Below are 15,061 nucleotides of genomic sequence, written 5' to 3'. Positions count from 1 at the left end.
GCGCGACCGGCCCCATGCGACCGGCCCCAAGCGACCGGCCCCGGGCGACCGGCCCCGGGCGGGGCTCAGCCCGGGGCCCGCCCGATCGCGGCCGAGAAGGTCACGCAGGTGCCGCCGGGCGACGACACGATCGTGACGTGATCGCAGAGCATGCGCGTCAGCCACAACCCCCTGCCGCCGGTGTCGTGGCTGGAGGGGGTGCGCGCCGACCCCATCCAGCCCGGCGGCAGCCCCGGGCCGTGGTCGGTGACCTCGCACCAGAGCCGGCCCCGCCGCGCCCACAGCCGCACCCGGCCGCCGCCCCCGCCGTGCAGCACCGCGTTGGTGATGACCTCGTTGACGGCGAGCACGAAATCCTCCAGCCGCCTGCCCCGCAGCCCCTCTCCGGCGGCGCACACGCTGATGTCGCGGCGCAGCACGGTGACACGGCCGCGCGCGAAGGTCACCGCGAGCAGGTCCCTACACATCGCCGGCCCCGCGCTCCGGCAGGTGGCCGCCCGGATCCGGATCGAGAACGGAATCGGCGACGTCCACTGCGATCCTCCTCCCGGCCGTGGCACAGAAGGTACTCCGCGCGATGCGGTGACGTAGCGCGTTCTCGGCGGAACGCACCGTAATGCGGCCTCGCCCGGTGTACCTTTTCGGACGGGGCCCAGGCAGGTCGTCAAGGGAGCAGGACGTGGACGTGCTGGAGATGACCCGGCACCGGCACGGCGAGTCGATCGTCGTCAGCCTCGCGGGTGAGGTCGACGTCGACAACGCCTCCAAGGTGCGCAAGTGTCTCGACGAAGCGGCGGAGTCGCCCGGCTCCCGGCTGGTCGTCGACCTGAGCAACCTGACGTTCATCGACACCACGGGGCTCGGCGTGCTGGTGCGGCTGCTCGCCAGCCTGCGCGAGCGCGACGGCACCATGTCCCTCGTCGCACCCGACGGCCAGGTGCTCAGGCGGCTGCGCAGGACCAACCTGGCGCCGCTCTTCCCGATCTTCGACACGCTCTCCCAGGCGCTCGACTAGCCTTCCGCCTCCTGCCGTCCCCGCCGGCGGCCGGTGCGCGAGGCGGTCGCGGCGGCTGGTTGAATGACGTCATGTCCCTTGATCCCAAGGTCGCCGCGTTGCTGAAGCGCAACGGCGACGGGCTGGTGCCCGCGATCGTCCAGCAGTACGACACGGGCGAGGTGCTCATGCTCGCCTGGATGGACGACCAGGCGCTGCATCGCACGCTCACCACGGGCAGGGCGACCTACTGGTCGCGCAGCCGGGGCGAATACTGGGCGAAGGGCGACACGTCCGGGCACGTGCAACACGTCAAGGCGGTCGCCCTCGACTGCGACGGCGACACCGTGCTCCTCAAGGTCGACCAGGTGGGCGCCGCCTGCCACACGGGCGACCGCACCTGCTTCGACGCGACCCCGCTGGAGGTGTCGGCAGCGCCATGAGCAGCCCCGTCCCTCCGGTCCCCGCCGGCGGCGCCGCCGTACCGTCGCGGCGGCGCGAGCTGTGGACGTGGGTCCTGCTGACGGCGCTGGGCTGCGTGCTGGTGCTGTTCGCGGCGAGCCGCGCCTGGGTGAGCGACGTGCGCGTCGTGGGCGCGCAGGCGGGCGGCGACGTGGTCACGCCGACCGGGGGAGACCTCGGCCCCGCGCTGACTCCGGTGGCGCTGGCCGGGCTCGCGGGGGTGGTGGCCGCGCTGGCGGCCAAGGGCGCCGGACGTGCCGTGATCGGCGCGCTGATCGCGGTGTGCGGGCTCGGGGCCGGGCTCGGCACCTGGCTGGCGACGGGCTCCGCCACGGCGCTGGGCTGGCTGCGTGAGCACAACATCCTGCACGGCACGGGCTCACTGGAGTGGGACACCGTGGCGCTGTGGCCCGCGGTGTCCGGGGCGGGCGCGGCGCTGATGGTCGCCGGCGGGGTCGTGGCCATCGTGCGCGGCCGCCGCTGGGCGGGCATGTCCGACCGCTACGAGCGGGCCGGCGAACGGCCGCCGGTGGCCGACGACCGTGCCCTCTGGGACGCCCTCGACCGTGGCGACGACCCCACCTGAACCACCTGCTCCGCGCCTTCGTGATCGCGCGCAGTCGCGCTCCGGTCACGAATTCTCGTCGGTCTGAACCTCCGCCTTTCCGGCTCCCGTTTAGTCAATAGGCTGCCGGTGCACAGCGCCACGACCATCTGAGGAGCCAAGGGCATGAGTTACGGGGACCAGGGGGGAAACGGGGGATACGGCTCACAGCCGCCCGGCGGGGGCTACGGCCAGGGCGGTGACGGCTACGGGCAGCAGTCTCCCGGCTATGGTCAGCAGCCCGGCTACGGCTACGGGCAGCAGCCGTCGGGGCCGTACGGAGAGCAGCCGGGCAGCGGTGGTTACGGCCAGCAGCCCGCAAGCGGCGGTGGCTATGGCCAGCAGCCCCCGAGCGGCGGCGGCTATGGTCAGCAGCCTCCGAGCGGCGGCGGCTACGGTTATGGCCAGCAGCCGTCGGGGCCGTACGGTGAGCAGCCGGGGAGCGGCGGCTACGGCCAGCAGGCCTACGGGCAGGGATACGGGCCCCAGGGCTACAGCCAGCCAGGTTACGGGCAATACGGTCATCCGGCCCCTGCCAGGTCGACCAACGGCCTGGCGGTCACCTCACTGATCCTCGGCATCGTCGGCCTGCTCTTCTGCGGTCTCACCAGCATCCCGGGCGCCATCGTCGGCCACATCGCGCTCAACCGCATCAAGCGGACCGGTGAGGAGGGTCAAGGGATGGCGATGGGCGGTCTCGTGACGTCCTACATTACGATCGTCCTCTGGCTGATCCTCTGGATCTTCTTCGGTGGCATGTGGCTCACCCTCATGGGGCTCAGCACGGCCGCCACGACGACCGGATACTGAGCCGAGAGCGATCAGCCGGAAGCCTGGCGGGGGGCGACGGGCCGGGCATGGCCGCAGTCGGGTTACAAATTGTCCGCAAATCGGACGTTATTCCATGTCGATGGTGGTTTGTCGCTAGGCTGCCGCGCGCAACTCGCCAAAGAATGACCAATGAGGAGTCACGAGCATGAGCTACGGAAACCAGGGCGACGGCGGCTACGGCGCCCAGCCGCCCGGCGGTGGCTATGGTCAGCAGCCGCCGAGCGGCGGCGGTTACGGTCAGCAGCCGCCGAGCGGCGGTGGCTACGGCCAGCAGCCCCCGAGCGGTGGCGGTTACGGTCAGCAGCCTCCGGGCGGTGGTGGCTATGGTCAGCAGCCGCCCAGCGGTGGCGGTTACGGTCAGCAGCCTCCGGGCGGCTACGGACAGCCGGGCGGCTACGGCGCCCCGCAGACCCCGCCGGACAACCACCTGGTGGCGGCGATCCTCACGACCCTCTTCTGCTGCCTTCCCTTCGGCATCGTGTCGATCGTCAAGTCGTCGCAGGTCAACTCCAAGTGGCAGGTGGGCGACTACCAGGGCGCCGTGCAGGCCTCCGAGGAGGCCAAGACCTGGTGGAAGCGCGCGCTGATCACCGGCCTGATCGTCAACGTCCTCGTCCTCGTGGGCTACATCCTCATCATCGTGCTGGCGGCGACGAGCACCCCGAGTTACACGTACTGACGATGGGCATCATTCACTGATGGGCTTCGCGGACCTTGAGCGGCGCGGCACGGACCGGCTTCGATCCGTGCTCGCGCCGCTCGGCGTCGCCGCCGCGACGGGCGCGGTCTTCGCGGTCGTCGGCGCCATCGACCCCAACGAGCCGGGTCACTACCCGACCTGCCCCTTCCTCTGGGCCACCGGCCTCTACTGCCCTGGCTGCGGCACCCTACGCACCATCCACGCGCTGGCCCATCTCGATCCGGTGGCCGCCATGGGGCTCAACCCGCTCGCCATGGTCATGATCCCGTTCCTGCTGTTCTGGTGGGGCCGCTGGCTCGTCCGCGGGTGGCAGGGCAGGCCGCGGCGAACGACCCTCGCCCATCCGGTCTGGCTCTGGGTGTTCCTCGGCGTCGTGCTCGTTTATTGGGTAGTCCGGAATCTTCCCTTTGGGGTGTTCCTGGCGCCATAGCAGGGGCCCTGTGGCTAGGTAACGGCGGTGAGGCCGATACCATCACAAGACAGGCCGGGAGCGGACGCGACGCGAACTCTCTGCCGCCCCCTACTGTCGACCGGAGGGATCCCAAGCGCGTGAGTGAGCGGACCGAAGGACCCAGTGTCCTCGACGACATCCTCGACGGGGTGCGCGCCGACCTCGCCGCCCGCCGGGAGGACGTGTCGCTTGACGAGCTCAAGCAGCGGGCCGAGCGGGCCCCCGCGCCCAGGGACGCGCTCGCGGCGCTCGGCGGCGACAGGATCTCGGTGATCGCCGAGGTGAAGCGCTCCAGCCCGTCCAAGGGCGCGCTCGCCGCCATCGCCGACCCGGCGGCGCTGGCCGCCGACTACGAGGCCGGCGGCGCCCACGTGATCAGCGTGCTGACCGAGCGGCGCAAGTTCGGCGGCAGCCTCGACGACCTGGCCTCGGTGCGGGCCCGCGTCGACATCCCGATCCTGCGCAAGGACTTCATCCTCACCTCCTACCAGCTGTGGGAGGCCAGGGCCTACGGCGCCGACCTGGCGCTGCTGATGGTCGTCTGCCTGGAGCAGGAGGCGCTGGTGTCGCTGATCGAGCGCGCTGAGTCCATCGGTCTCACCCCGCTGGTCGAGGTCCACACCGACGAGGAGCTCGAGCGGGCCGTGGCGGCGGGCGCCAAGGTCATCGGCGTCAACGCGCGCAACCTGAAGACACTCCAGGTCGACCGTGACGTCTTCGCCAAGATCGCGCCGAAGATCCCGGATAATGTGATCAAGATCGCGGAGTCGGGCGTGCGGGGGCCGCATGACCTGCTCGCCTACGCCAGGGCCGGCGCGGACGCCGTCCTGGTGGGGGAGAGCCTGGTCACCGGCAAGGACCCACGCAAGGCGGTGGAGGCGCTGGTGACCGCCGGCGCCCACCCGGCGACGCGACCCGACCACGGAGCAGAGGGATAGCAGTGGCAAACGACGGCTCGATCCTCACGGCTGCCGACCTGGCAGGCAACGGCGTTCACGGTGACGACCCCGACGCCCGCGGCAAGTTCGGCGTCTTCGGCGGCCGCTACGTTCCGGAGGCGCTCATCCCGGCGCTCGACGAGGTCGCCGCGGTCTACGCCAAGGCCAAGGCCGACGACGGCTTCCTGCGCGAGTACGACCACCTGCTGCGCACGTACGCGGGCAGGCCGACCACGCTGACCGACGTGCCGCGCTTCAGCGAGCAGGCCGGCGGCGCGCGCGTCGTCCTCAAGCGTGAGGACCTCACGCACACCGGCGCCCACAAGATCAACAATGTGATCGGGCAGGCGCTGCTGACCAAGCGCCTCGGCAAGAAGCGGGTGATCGCCGAGACCGGCGCCGGCCAGCACGGCGTGGCCACGGCCACCGCGGCCGCCCTGCTCGGCCTCGAGTGCGTCATCTACATGGGCGCCGTCGACTGCGAGCGCCAGGCCCTCAACGTGGCCAGGATGAAGCTGCTCGGCGCCACCGTGGTGCCCGTCCACAACGGCTCCCAGACGCTCAAGGACGCCATCAACGAGGCGTTCCGCGACTGGGTGACCAACGTCGACACCACCCACTACCTGTTCGGCACCGTCGCCGGGCCGCACCCGTTCCCCGAGATCGTCCGCGACTTCGCGCGCATCATCGGCGTCGAGGCCCGCCGCCAGATGCTGGAGCTGACCGGCAGGCTGCCCGACGCGGTCTGCGCCGCCGTCGGCGGCGGCAGCAACGCGATCGGCATCTTCCACGCCTTCCTCGGTGACGAGGACGTCCGGCTGCACGGCTACGAGGCGGCCGGCCACGGGCTGACCAGCGGAGAGCACGCGCTCACCCTCACCGCCGGCTCGATCGGCGTGCTGCACGGCTCGCGCACCTACGTGCTGCAGGACGACGAGGGCCAGACGATCGAGTCCCACTCGATCTCCGCCGGGCTCGACTACCCGGGCGTCGGCCCCGAGCACGCCTGGCTCAAGGACAGCGGCCGCGCCACCTACCACGGGGTCACCGACGACCAGGCCATGGCGGCGTTCTCGCTGCTGGCCAGGACCGAGGGCATCATCCCGGCGATCGAGTCGGCCCACGCCCTGGCCGGGGCGCTGGAGCTGGGCCGCGAGCTGGGCCCCGAGGCGACCATCCTGGTCAACCTCTCCGGGCGGGGCGACAAGGACATGGGCACGGCGATGAAGTACTTCAACCTCTGACGGCTCGCCGGCGCGAGCCGCCCCGACCCCGGGCGCTCGCGTCAAGCGCTTTCCCGCCGCACCGGAGCCGAGGCATCCTGGGAGAGGTACGACGGGCTACGGCACCATGGCAAGAACGGCGGCGAAGCGGCCTCGACCACTGAGAACGGACGATCATGACTACTCTTCAGACGGTGTTCGCCAAGGCGAAGGCGGACAACCGGGCCGCGCTCGTCGGCTACCTGCCCGCCGGCTTCCCGTCCAAGGACGGCGCGATCGCGGCCGCAACCGCCCTGGTCGAGGCCGGTTGCGACGTCATCGAGATCGGTCTGCCCTACTCCGACCCGCTGATGGACGGGCCCACCATCCAGGACGCGGTGCACCGCTCGCTGACCAACGGCACCCGCATCGCCGACGTCATGCGCACGGTCGAGGGCGTGGCGGCCACCGGCGCGGCCACGCTCGTCATGACCTACTGGAACCCGATCGACCGCTACGGCGCCGAGCGGTTCGCCCGTGACCTGGCCGCCGCGGGCGGAGTCGGCACGATCACGCCCGACCTGACGCCCGAAGAGTCCGCGGAGTGGCTGGAGGCGTCGGCCGGGGCCGGCATCGACACCGTCTTCCTGGTGGCCCCCAGTTCCACCGAGGCGCGCATCCAGGCGGTGGCCGACTGTTGCACCGGCTTCGTCTACGCCGCGTCCCTGATGGGCGTCACGGGCGCCCGGGAGACCGTCAACGTGGCCGCCGAAGACCTGGTCAAGCGCACCCGGGCCCACACCGACCTGCCGATCTGCGTGGGCCTCGGCGTCGGCACCGGCGCGCAGGCCGCCGAGGTCGCCTCCTACGCCGACGGCGTGATCGTCGGGTCGGCGTTCATCCGGCGCATGCTCGACGCGCCCGACGAGGCGGCCGGGCGCGCCTCCATCGGGGAGCTGGCGCGCGAGATGGCCCAAGCGGTCCGCACCCGCGCCTGACCCCTTCCGCGACGCCATGGTCGCCGCGGACCTGGTCGCCCCCGGTGCACGAGCTGGTCTGCGGCAACGTCTTCTTCGAGCAGAACGCCTACGGCGGCGCGCCCGCCGTCACCCGCCGACTGATCGGTGAGGTCTCGGTCCGCGAGGACGTGCTGGTCCTGCCCGACGAGCACAGCGCCGAACAGGCACGCACCAAGCCGCTGAACTGGAGCGGCTGGTGCCATTCCGAGGACATCGCGCCGGTCTACAGCGTCAGCCCCGGCCTCGAACCCTTCACCAGCGGTCCGTGGACGGGTGAGATCAGGACCTTCGCCGTGGGACGCCCCGAGCCGCCACGCCGGTCCAACGGCGCCATCCGCGACTCGGTCGCGCACGTCGCGGTAGGTGTGCGCCGTGGCACGACTGTGGTCTATCTTCGCTGGCAGGGATCGGCCGGAACCGACCCGGCCGCCGCCCTGCGCGCCGGTCGCGCCGCCCTCACCCGCACGCTCGACCGCCTGCCCACCAGCGGCTGACACACCGCCGATGCCCTCAGCCTGACTGTGATCTTGGCGACCTCACCCTGGGTGCCCACTGCCTTGACCAGCCCGCATTCCCGCAAGTCTGGGCCGACCCGCGTGAGCCTGGGCTGATCTGGGTGGCCCCTGGTCTGGGCTGACCTGGGCCGCTCCTGGTCTGGGCTGACCTGGGCCGCTCCTGGTCTGGGCTGACCTGGGCCGCTCCTGGTCTGGGCTGACCTGGGCCGTCCCTGGTCTGCGCTGGTCTGGGTGGCCGCGGAGGCGGGTGGGCGTTCCGGCCGACCGCGATTGCCCGGGGTCTGGTGTATTTCGCCTTCGGCCTCCTACGGGCGCGGGGGTACTTGGCACGGTCTTAAGTCGGCCGGAACGCCCACCCGCCTCCGCTCCACTGCCCCCGCCGTGCCGCCTGCCCGCCGTAGAGCGGGCTGCGATCCGTCGCCTTCCTGCTCGCCGATGCTGAAGCGCCTGTTTCCGCCCATTGACGCTGCTCGCCGTAGCTGAAGCCGTCACTTGCCGGCACAGTGCGGGCCGGGCGCCGTAGTCGTGATTCGTACGCGGGGGAGAAGGATCTGCTCTTGGAAGGGTGGGGGACCTGGTAGGTGTTGGGAAAATGCGGTGATCAACCCGCGCTGTGTCGGAAAGTTCGGGCTTCAGCTACGGCGATGAGCCACGAAGAACCGGTACGGGTGCTTCAGCATCGGCGGGTATCCAGGGCGACGGACCTCAACCCGGACTACGGCGACCAGGTGGGTGGGGCCGACAACCTGGAGCGGAGGCGGGTGGGCGTTCCGGCCGACTTGAGACCGTGCCAAGTACCCCGGCGCCCGACCAAGGCCGGAGGCCAGGATCACCAGACCCCGGGCAATCGCGGTCGGCCGGAACGCCCACCCGCCTCCGCGGCACCGACGGCTCATGGCAGGTGCGCGCGGCGCGATTCGCCGAACGGATGGGCGCTCGCGGCTGCCCGGAGCCGCTGGTAGGCCTAGTGACCAGCGGTTTCCGGACATGTGCCCACCCGGTACGGTGGACAGGAGCGAAATACGTCTTAGCCCATGCTTATCCGCAGCGTGATCGGATGGCTCCGGGTACTGTGCGCATCTCGGCGCAGAGACAAGGAGAAGGCCCGTGACCGCGTCGCAACCGTCGCACCATGTGCGAGCAGCGATACCCTGGGTGACGACCGTCGCCCGGCTCGTTCTGGGCGTGGTGCTGATAGCGGCCGGCTGGCTGAAGATCGGCAACCCGTCCGACTCCGTCGTGGCGGTCAAGGCATACCGGTTGCTGCCCGACTCGATCGCCACGACCGTGGGCTACGGCCTGCCGATCCTGGAGGTCGTGGTCGGTGTTCTGCTGGTCGTCGGCCTGCTGACCCGGGTGGCCGGAGTGATCGCCGCGCTGCTCATGCTGGCGTTCGTGTTCGGCATCGCCTGGGCGTGGGCCAATGGCCTGCGGATCGACTGCGGCTGCTTCGGTGGCGGAGGCGAGCTCGCGGCCGGACAGGAGCCGAGCTACCTGCTCGACATCGTCCGCGACTTCGGCCTGGTGCTGCTGGGTGCCTGGACCGTGTGGTTCCCGCCTGGGCGCTTCGCGCTCGACTCGCCTCTCGGCCTGGCGGGCGGGGAACGCGTACTCGACCTTGAAGAGGAGACTGCCTGATGGGCAAGGGCGACCGCCAGAAGTCGGCGCGTGACAAGATCAGGGAGCAGCAGGCCGCCGATCGCAAGCGGGAGCAGCGCAAACGTGTCACGACGTACGTGACCGTGGGTGTGATCGCGCTGGCGGCGGTCGGGGCCGGCTGGCTGTACGCCGCCAACAGGTCACAGTCGGAGGAGGCGGGCGGCGCGCTGGCGCCGATCACCGTTCAGGCCGACGGCGGCGTGGTGATGGCCAGGCAGGGTGTCACGAAGCCGGTCATCGACATCTACGAGGACTTCCAGTGTCCCGCCTGCAAGCAGCTGGAGGAGGTGAGCGGGCAGACCTTCAAGAACCTCGCGGCCGAGGGCAAGGCCAAGGTGGTCTACCACCCCATCACGATCTTCAGCCAGGACCCGACGCGGGGCAACTCGATCCGCGCGGGCGCCGCTTCCCGCTGCGTCAGCGACGGCAAGCAGTGGTCCGCCTACCACACCCTTCTGTTCGACAACCAGCCCAGCGAGACCGCCCAGGGCTTCAAGATCGACGATCTGGTCGCGTGGGGCAAGGACGCGGGGGTGACCTCGCCCGACTTCGAGAGCTGCGTCACCAGCCAGAAGTACGCGCAGGCCCAGGCCGCCTACAGTGACAAGATCGGCAAGGAGCAGAAAATCGAGGGCACGCCGACCGTCAAGCTCGACGGCCGGCCACTGGACAACTCCGTCGCCTTCGCGCCACAGCAACTGCGCGATCAGGTCACGGGGGCGGCCAAGTAGCCCCAGCGTCCGCTACCCTCACCTGACATGCCCCTTGCCTCGATTCCCAGCCCTTCCGAGGGGGTCTGGTATCTCGGATTCGTTCCGATCCGGGCCTATGCCCTGTGCATCGTCCTCGGAGTCGTCGTCGCCGTCTGGCTGAGCGAGCGCCGCTGGCGTGCCCGCGGCGGCCAGGCGGGCACGATCATCGACATCGCCGTGCCCGCGGTGATCTTCGGCCTCATCGGCGGCCGCCTCTACCACGTCATCACCGACTGGCAGACCTACTTCGGCCCGCGCGCGATCAAGGAGCCCTACCAGGCGCTGTTCATCTGGGAGGGCGGGCTGGGCATCTGGGGCGCGATCGCGCTCGGCGGCGTGGGCGTGTGGCTGGCCTGCCGCCGCCGCGGGCTGTCCCTCGGCGCCGTGGCCGACACCGTCGCGCCGGGCATCGCGTTCGCCCAGGCGATCGGGCGCTGGGGCAACTGGTTCAACCAGGAGCTGTACGGTTCGCCGACCACGCTGCCGTGGGGCCTGGAGATCGACCCCGACCACGGCGGCGAGCCCGGCGTGCTCTACCACCCGACCTTCCTGTACGAGTCGATCTGGAACCTGGCGCTCGGCTTCGCGCTGATCTTCGTGGGCAGGCGGTTCGCGCTGCACCATGGGCGGCTGTTCGCCGTCTACGTCGCCGGCTACACCTTCGGCCGGTTCTGGATCGAGGGGCTGCGGATCGACCCGGTGGGCGGAGTCGACCACGCGGTGCACTTCCTGGGGTTGCGGATCAACCAGTGGACCTCGATCGTGCTGTTCGTCGGCGCGCTGGTCTACATCTGGGTCACCCGCCGCAAGGACACCGAGGAGATCGTCGTCACGCCGGGCGGCGACGGCTCAGACCACCAGGCCGATCCCGCCCACCAGGCGGATCAGGCCGACGACGTGGATCAGGCCCACCAGGATGATCAGGGGGACCAGGCTGACCAGGCTGACAGGGCCGGTCAGGCGGATCAGGCTGATGCGGCCGGTGACTCTTCGTCCGATGGTTCCGGAGACACCAAGGCGTCCGTCGTTCCCGTCGACACCGATGGTTCCGGGGAGACCGGTGCGAGTGTGCGACAGGCCGTGCCGGAGGAGAAGAACGCGCGATGAGTCAGCGCGCGGAGAGGCACCACCAGCACCGCGACGTGACCGGCGGCTGGCTGCGGCCGTCGGTGTTCGGGGCGATGGACGGCCTGGTGTCCAACTTCGCGCTCATCGCCGGCGTCGCGGGCGGCACCGCCAACACCAAGATCATCGCTCTGGCGGGTGTCGCCGGGCTGGCGGCGGGCGCCTTCTCGATGGCCGGCGGCGAGTTCGTCTCGGTGGCCAGCCAGCGTGAGCTCGCCCTGGCCGAGATCGCCGTCGAGCGGCGCGAGCTCGAAGGCAACCCCGAGGACGAGCGGGACGAGCTGGCCCAGGACTTCGTCGACAAGGGCGTCCAGCCGGAGCTCGCCGGGCAGGTGGCCGACCAGATCTCGCGCGACCCGGAGCAGGCCCTGCAGGTCCACACCCGCAACGAGCTGGGCATCGACCCGCACGACCTGCCATCGCCACGGCTGGCCGCCCTCTCGTCGTTCCTGTCGTTCTCCGTCGGCGCGGTGCTGCCGCTGCTGCCCTACCTGTTCGGCGTCACGAGCCTGTGGCTGTCGGCGATCGTCTCCTGCTTGGCCCTGTTCGGCGCGGGGGCGCTGGTGTCGGCGGTGACGGCGCGCTCCTGGTGGTACTCCGGCCTGCGCCAGCTCGTCGTCGGCGCGCTCGCGGCCGCGCTCACCTACGGGCTCGGCAGCCTGATCGGGGCGTCGGGGCTGTGAGCGGGCCGAGACAGGCTCCGCGCACCGGCCCCAGACCGGCCACGCGCAAGCGGCGCCGCACCCCGCGTTCCGACTGGCAGCTGCCGCTGCTCACCGACTGGGGAGTGCCGCCCGAGCGGCAGAAACTCCTGGTCGTCATCACCTCCGTCGTGGGCGTGCTCGCCCTGGCGTCCGGGTTCGTGGCGTTCGTCGTCACGCTCGGCGACTACGCGCCCGAGCGGCGGGCCAGCGCGGCCATGTTCGGCACCGACGTGGTGATCCCCGAGGTCTACCACGGCTGGCCGTCGCCCAAGCTGTTCCAGCCGGTCACCGACCGGGCCAAGGACGGCAAGGCGCTCACCCAGAAGGAGGTGTTCGGGCACAGAACGCTCAACGGCGAGAAGAAGCTCACGCTCAAGCTCGTCGCGCACAAGCTCGACACCGACTGCACCGCCGCCCTCTGGGGCCGGCAGTTGCTCGACGCGGTGGCCGAGGCCGAGTGCAGCCAGGCGGCGCGCGGCGTCTACACCAGCTCCGATGGCCGCTACGTCGCCCAGTACACCCTGCTCAACCTGCGCGACGGCCAGGCCGCCAACGCGCTCGTCGAGGCGCTGAAGACCGGCTACCGGGGCGGCTGGACCCGCCTGCTCGCCAGTGACCAGGCGTCCTTCCCACAGGGCGCCCACACCGAGGGCGGCGGCTACGCGCTGGGCCACTACGTCGGGCTGGTCTGGATCGGCCGGGCCGACGGCGCGGAGCCCACGGCCAGGGACGACTTCGTGTCGCTCGCGCTGACCCTGCGGGGCGCGGAGAAGGCGGTCTACCGGCGGGTCGTCGCGATCACGGGGCCGGGGTCGTGACGCGCCGCCGCCTCGTCATCCCGCTCGCCGCCACCACCGTGCTCGCGGTGCTGGCCGCGGGCGCCTGGCTGCTCCTGGGCCGCGACCGCCCCCGGCCGGCGGTCTTCCGAGCCGAACCCACCTCGGCCCTCTACGCGGTCATCGACTCACGCCAGGCCGACACCAGGCCGCTGACCCTGGACGAGGTCTTCACGCCCGCCAACCGGACACTGGGGCCGCTCAGCCGGGTCTCGGCCGAGGAGTTCGACGACTGCGGCGAACTCCTGTGGGGAGCCGACGCCGCCGGCTGCACGCAGGCGTTGCGGGCCACCTACACCGGCCCTTCGGGAGCCGGGCAGTTCGTCATCTTCAACCTGCCCGACGGGCGTTCGGCGGACGCCCTGGTGGCCGGGCTCGCCAAGGACGGCTTCGTCCAGCAGGCCGTCTCCTTCGACCCGCGCCACAGCCGGGCGGCGGTGCGCGCGCTGGGCCACTACGTCACGGTCAGCTGGGCCGGCGCGGCCGGGCCGCGGGCCGCGACCGAGCTGGTCGCCAACCTCATCGCCCTCGACCGCCTGGGCCACGTGGTGCAGTCACGGGTGCTGGCCGCGGGCTGACGCGCGTGCGTCAGGTCGTGCCCGACAGCGCGGCCACCGTGGTGGCGACCTGCGCGCGCAGGCCGGCCAGGCGGTGCAGCGGCGCCTCCAGCGGGGTGAGCGCCTCGCACCAGGGGGCCACCTGGCCGATCAGCGCGCGGGCTTCGTTCTTGGTGAGCGACCCTCCCTGGGCGCGGGCCACCGCGATGAGGCCCTCGCGCCAGGTGTTGGCCAGCTTGCCGTGGCCGTTGTCGAGGATGCGGCGCAGCACCAGGTCGGCGTCGCCGGTGGGCTGCGGGCGGCGTACGGCGTCGAGGCCGCCGTCGGCGGGCGCGCACGTGTAGACGGCGGACAGCACGTCGGGCAGCGGCGGCGGGTCCGTCACCAGCACGCGCACGTGAGCGGCGCGGGTGGCGAGCAGGAGGCGCGGAAGGGCGGCCTCCAGGCCGGGAGGGACGGCGACGGCCACGCTGGCCGGCGCGGTCGCGTGCGGCTTGGCCAGCCAGGTCGAGAGCCTCGTCCGCGGCTGGGTCAGCTCCTTGGGCCAGTCGCCGACCAGCAACTCGGCGTCGCCGGCCGCCGAGGGCAGGGCGGCCGGGGCCGACTCGACCGACTGGGGCCCCTGGGTGTAGATGGCGGTGGAGAGACGGTCGAGGCGGGCCGTGACGGCGGGCCGGGTCTTGCCGGTGGGGCACAGGAGATAGAGGTCGGCGGCGGAGCCGATCGCCTCGGCCCCGAAATAGCGGTTGAAGTCGGGATAGATGGCCTCAGAGACCAGGTTGAGGTCCGCGAGCGAGCTCTGCACCTTCAGTGCCAGCGCGGGTGTGCGCTCGCTGGCGCCGTAGGCCAGCGCGACGCGCCCACCCGGCTTGAGGCCTTCGAGCGCGCGGGCCACGAACAGCCCCACCCCCTCCGGTGTGTACGGCGGGTCGGTGATGGCCAGGTCGTGGCCGGTCGCGGACGGAGGCAGGCCCAGCCGCAGGTCGGCCCAGCGGGTGCGGACGCCCAGATCCTGCTCGTCGAGGTAGGCCAGGATGCGCTCGTCGATGTCGACCACCGTGACGTCGGTCTCGGGGTGGACCAGCTTGACGGCCAGAGAGGTCAGGTCGTGGTCGCCGACGCACAGCAGCCGCGAGCCCGGCAGCCAGAACCGGGCGCCGAGCAGCAGGGCCCGGCGCAGCACCGTCTCGGGCGTCGCCGCGACGTGGTCGAGGACGTGGCGGCCGCGCGGGGCCTTGGCGACCAGGTCCTCGAGGCGTTCCAGCACGTGGCGGTAGTGGGGGACCAGGTGGGCCACCGGGTCCTCGGGAGGCGGCGCCATGGCCAGCAGGTGCTGGTAGCCGGGAGTGTGGGGGAGCGGCACCCGGAACCGGTCGCCGGAGCGCTCCAGCTCCACCTCGCGCAGCAGCTCCTCGATCGTCCGCCTCGACGTCGCCGTCTCGCGCACCAGGTCGGCCAGGGCCCACCACTGGCCGTCGCAGAGGAGCGTCAGCGCGTGCCTGAGCCGCCTGCTGTCCGCCCCGGCCTCGCCGAGCAGGTGTTCGACGCCCTCACGATCCATGGGGCCAACCCTATCGGGAGGAGGTTCGGGGAATTCCGGCCATGTATCTCGGCGTTTGGGACATATGGTGCCGAATGTCGGGATGGCGGCAAGGTTCGCAATGTGGACGTGGTGGGCACCATTCCGGCAGGGTGATGTAACCTCTACCCAC

Annotated in this window: 18 protein-coding genes; 16 read left to right on the top strand and 2 right to left on the bottom strand. The window is 71.5% G+C overall.

The window, feature by feature from the left end; genetic code table 11:
- Nucleotides 1–65: 65 nt before the first annotated feature.
- Nucleotides 66–467 (bottom strand): ATP-binding protein, encoded by a 402-nt coding sequence (locus IEY82_RS24810; protein WP_189126608.1) that lies wholly within the window; start codon nt 465–467, stop codon nt 66–68.
- Between the two features lie 212 nt (nt 468–679).
- Between IEY82_RS24810 and IEY82_RS24805 the strand changes: the two genes are divergently transcribed.
- The 16 genes from IEY82_RS24805 to IEY82_RS24730 all read left to right on the top strand — a co-directional run bounded on the left by IEY82_RS24805 (nt 680) and on the right by IEY82_RS24730 (nt 13,370).
- Nucleotides 680–1,015: an STAS domain-containing protein gene (locus tag IEY82_RS24805; RefSeq protein WP_189126607.1), complete on the top strand. Its 336-nt coding sequence runs from the start codon at nt 680–682 to the stop codon at nt 1,013–1,015.
- 71 nt (nt 1,016–1,086) lie between these two features.
- A complete protein-coding gene (hisI, locus tag IEY82_RS24800) occupies nt 1,087–1,437 on the top strand; it encodes a phosphoribosyl-AMP cyclohydrolase (protein WP_189126606.1) in 351 nt (116 codons plus the stop codon).
- Nucleotides 1,434–2,042: a Trp biosynthesis-associated membrane protein gene (locus tag IEY82_RS24795; protein WP_189126605.1), complete on the top strand. Its 609-nt coding sequence runs from the start codon at nt 1,434–1,436 to the stop codon at nt 2,040–2,042. The genes hisI and IEY82_RS24795 overlap by 4 nt, the downstream gene beginning before the upstream one ends.
- A gap of 144 nt (nt 2,043–2,186) precedes the next feature.
- Nucleotides 2,187–2,870, top strand: a complete 684-nt coding sequence (locus tag IEY82_RS24790) for a DUF4190 domain-containing protein (protein ID WP_189126604.1) — start codon at nt 2,187–2,189, stop codon at nt 2,868–2,870.
- A 166-nt stretch (nt 2,871–3,036) separates the two neighbouring features.
- The gene (locus tag IEY82_RS24785) at nt 3,037–3,570 is read left to right on the top strand and encodes a CD225/dispanin family protein (protein ID WP_189126603.1); all 534 of its coding nucleotides are present in this window, start codon (nt 3,037–3,039) and stop codon (nt 3,568–3,570) included.
- Between the two features lie 19 nt (nt 3,571–3,589).
- Nucleotides 3,590–4,021 (top strand): DUF2752 domain-containing protein, encoded by a 432-nt coding sequence (locus IEY82_RS24780; RefSeq protein ID WP_189126602.1) that lies wholly within the window; start codon nt 3,590–3,592, stop codon nt 4,019–4,021.
- 119 nt (nt 4,022–4,140) lie between these two features.
- Complete coding sequence (gene trpC / locus IEY82_RS24775; protein ID WP_189126601.1) at nt 4,141–4,980, top strand: indole-3-glycerol phosphate synthase TrpC; 840 nt, start codon at nt 4,141–4,143, stop codon at nt 4,978–4,980.
- 38 nt (nt 4,981–5,018) lie between these two features.
- The gene (trpB, locus tag IEY82_RS24770) at nt 5,019–6,224 is read left to right on the top strand and encodes a tryptophan synthase subunit beta (protein WP_189126694.1); all 1,206 of its coding nucleotides are present in this window, start codon (nt 5,019–5,021) and stop codon (nt 6,222–6,224) included.
- 155 nt (nt 6,225–6,379) lie between these two features.
- Complete coding sequence (gene trpA / locus IEY82_RS24765; RefSeq protein WP_189126600.1) at nt 6,380–7,180, top strand: tryptophan synthase subunit alpha; 801 nt, start codon at nt 6,380–6,382, stop codon at nt 7,178–7,180.
- Nucleotides 7,181–7,224: 44 nt separating this feature from the next.
- Entirely contained in the window at nt 7,225–7,695 is a 471-nt protein-coding gene (locus IEY82_RS24760; RefSeq protein ID WP_189126599.1) for a hypothetical protein, read from the top strand.
- A 1,176-nt stretch (nt 7,696–8,871) separates the two neighbouring features.
- Nucleotides 8,872–9,354, top strand: a complete 483-nt coding sequence (locus tag IEY82_RS24755) for a MauE/DoxX family redox-associated membrane protein (RefSeq protein ID WP_189126598.1) — start codon at nt 8,872–8,874, stop codon at nt 9,352–9,354.
- The gene (locus tag IEY82_RS24750; protein ID WP_189126597.1) at nt 9,354–10,106 is read left to right on the top strand and encodes a DsbA family protein; all 753 of its coding nucleotides are present in this window, start codon (nt 9,354–9,356) and stop codon (nt 10,104–10,106) included. The genes IEY82_RS24755 and IEY82_RS24750 overlap by 1 nt, the downstream gene beginning before the upstream one ends.
- A gap of 27 nt (nt 10,107–10,133) precedes the next feature.
- The gene (gene lgt, locus IEY82_RS24745) at nt 10,134–11,234 is read left to right on the top strand and encodes a prolipoprotein diacylglyceryl transferase (RefSeq protein ID WP_189126596.1); all 1,101 of its coding nucleotides are present in this window, start codon (nt 10,134–10,136) and stop codon (nt 11,232–11,234) included.
- Nucleotides 11,231–11,935 (top strand): VIT1/CCC1 transporter family protein, encoded by a 705-nt coding sequence (locus tag IEY82_RS24740; protein ID WP_189126595.1) that lies wholly within the window; start codon nt 11,231–11,233, stop codon nt 11,933–11,935. Before lgt ends, IEY82_RS24740 begins: the two co-directional genes overlap by 4 nt.
- On the top strand, nt 11,932–12,774 hold the full coding sequence (locus IEY82_RS24735; RefSeq protein ID WP_189126594.1) for a hypothetical protein: 843 nt from the start codon (nt 11,932–11,934) through the stop codon (nt 12,772–12,774). Before IEY82_RS24740 ends, IEY82_RS24735 begins: the two co-directional genes overlap by 4 nt.
- Nucleotides 12,771–13,370, top strand: coding sequence for a hypothetical protein (locus IEY82_RS24730; protein ID WP_189126593.1), 600 nt, complete (start codon nt 12,771–12,773; stop codon nt 13,368–13,370). Before IEY82_RS24735 ends, IEY82_RS24730 begins: the two co-directional genes overlap by 4 nt.
- 10 nt (nt 13,371–13,380) lie before the next feature.
- On the opposite strand, the gene IEY82_RS24725 is transcribed toward IEY82_RS24730, so the two are convergent.
- Nucleotides 13,381–14,910 carry a bis-aminopropyl spermidine synthase family protein gene (locus IEY82_RS24725; RefSeq protein WP_189126592.1) on the bottom strand — a complete coding sequence of 510 codons (1,530 nt, stop codon included), beginning with the start codon at nt 14,908–14,910 and terminating at the stop codon, nt 13,381–13,383.
- Nucleotides 14,911–15,061 lie beyond the last annotated feature (151 nt).

The organism is Nonomuraea cavernae (assembly GCF_014646355.1).
Lineage (GTDB): Bacteria > Actinomycetota > Actinomycetes > Streptosporangiales > Streptosporangiaceae > Nonomuraea > Nonomuraea cavernae.
The sequence above is the reverse complement of the archived record's forward strand: the minus strand, read 5'-3'. Positions and strand labels throughout refer to the sequence as shown.

Excerpts from the sequence above, each read along its gene's own strand:
- IEY82_RS24810 (WP_189126608.1), bottom strand. The coding sequence starts at position 467 with ATGTGTAGGGACCTGCTCGCGGTGACCTTCGCGCGCGGCCGTGTCACC.
- hisI (WP_189126606.1), top strand. The coding sequence starts at position 1,087 with ATGTCCCTTGATCCCAAGGTCGCCGCGTTGCTGAAGCGCAACGGCGAC.
- IEY82_RS24795 (WP_189126605.1), top strand. The coding sequence starts at position 1,434 with ATGAGCAGCCCCGTCCCTCCGGTCCCCGCCGGCGGCGCCGCCGTACCG.
- IEY82_RS24790 (WP_189126604.1), top strand. The coding sequence starts at position 2,187 with ATGAGTTACGGGGACCAGGGGGGAAACGGGGGATACGGCTCACAGCCG.
- IEY82_RS24785 (WP_189126603.1), top strand. The coding sequence starts at position 3,037 with ATGAGCTACGGAAACCAGGGCGACGGCGGCTACGGCGCCCAGCCGCCC.
- IEY82_RS24780 (WP_189126602.1), top strand. The coding sequence starts at position 3,590 with ATGGGCTTCGCGGACCTTGAGCGGCGCGGCACGGACCGGCTTCGATCC.
- trpA (WP_189126600.1), top strand. The coding sequence starts at position 6,380 with ATGACTACTCTTCAGACGGTGTTCGCCAAGGCGAAGGCGGACAACCGG.
- IEY82_RS24750 (WP_189126597.1), top strand. The coding sequence starts at position 9,354 with ATGGGCAAGGGCGACCGCCAGAAGTCGGCGCGTGACAAGATCAGGGAG.
- lgt (WP_189126596.1), top strand. The coding sequence starts at position 10,134 with ATGCCCCTTGCCTCGATTCCCAGCCCTTCCGAGGGGGTCTGGTATCTC.
- IEY82_RS24740 (WP_189126595.1), top strand. The coding sequence starts at position 11,231 with ATGAGTCAGCGCGCGGAGAGGCACCACCAGCACCGCGACGTGACCGGC.
- IEY82_RS24725 (WP_189126592.1), bottom strand. The coding sequence starts at position 14,910 with ATGGATCGTGAGGGCGTCGAACACCTGCTCGGCGAGGCCGGGGCGGAC.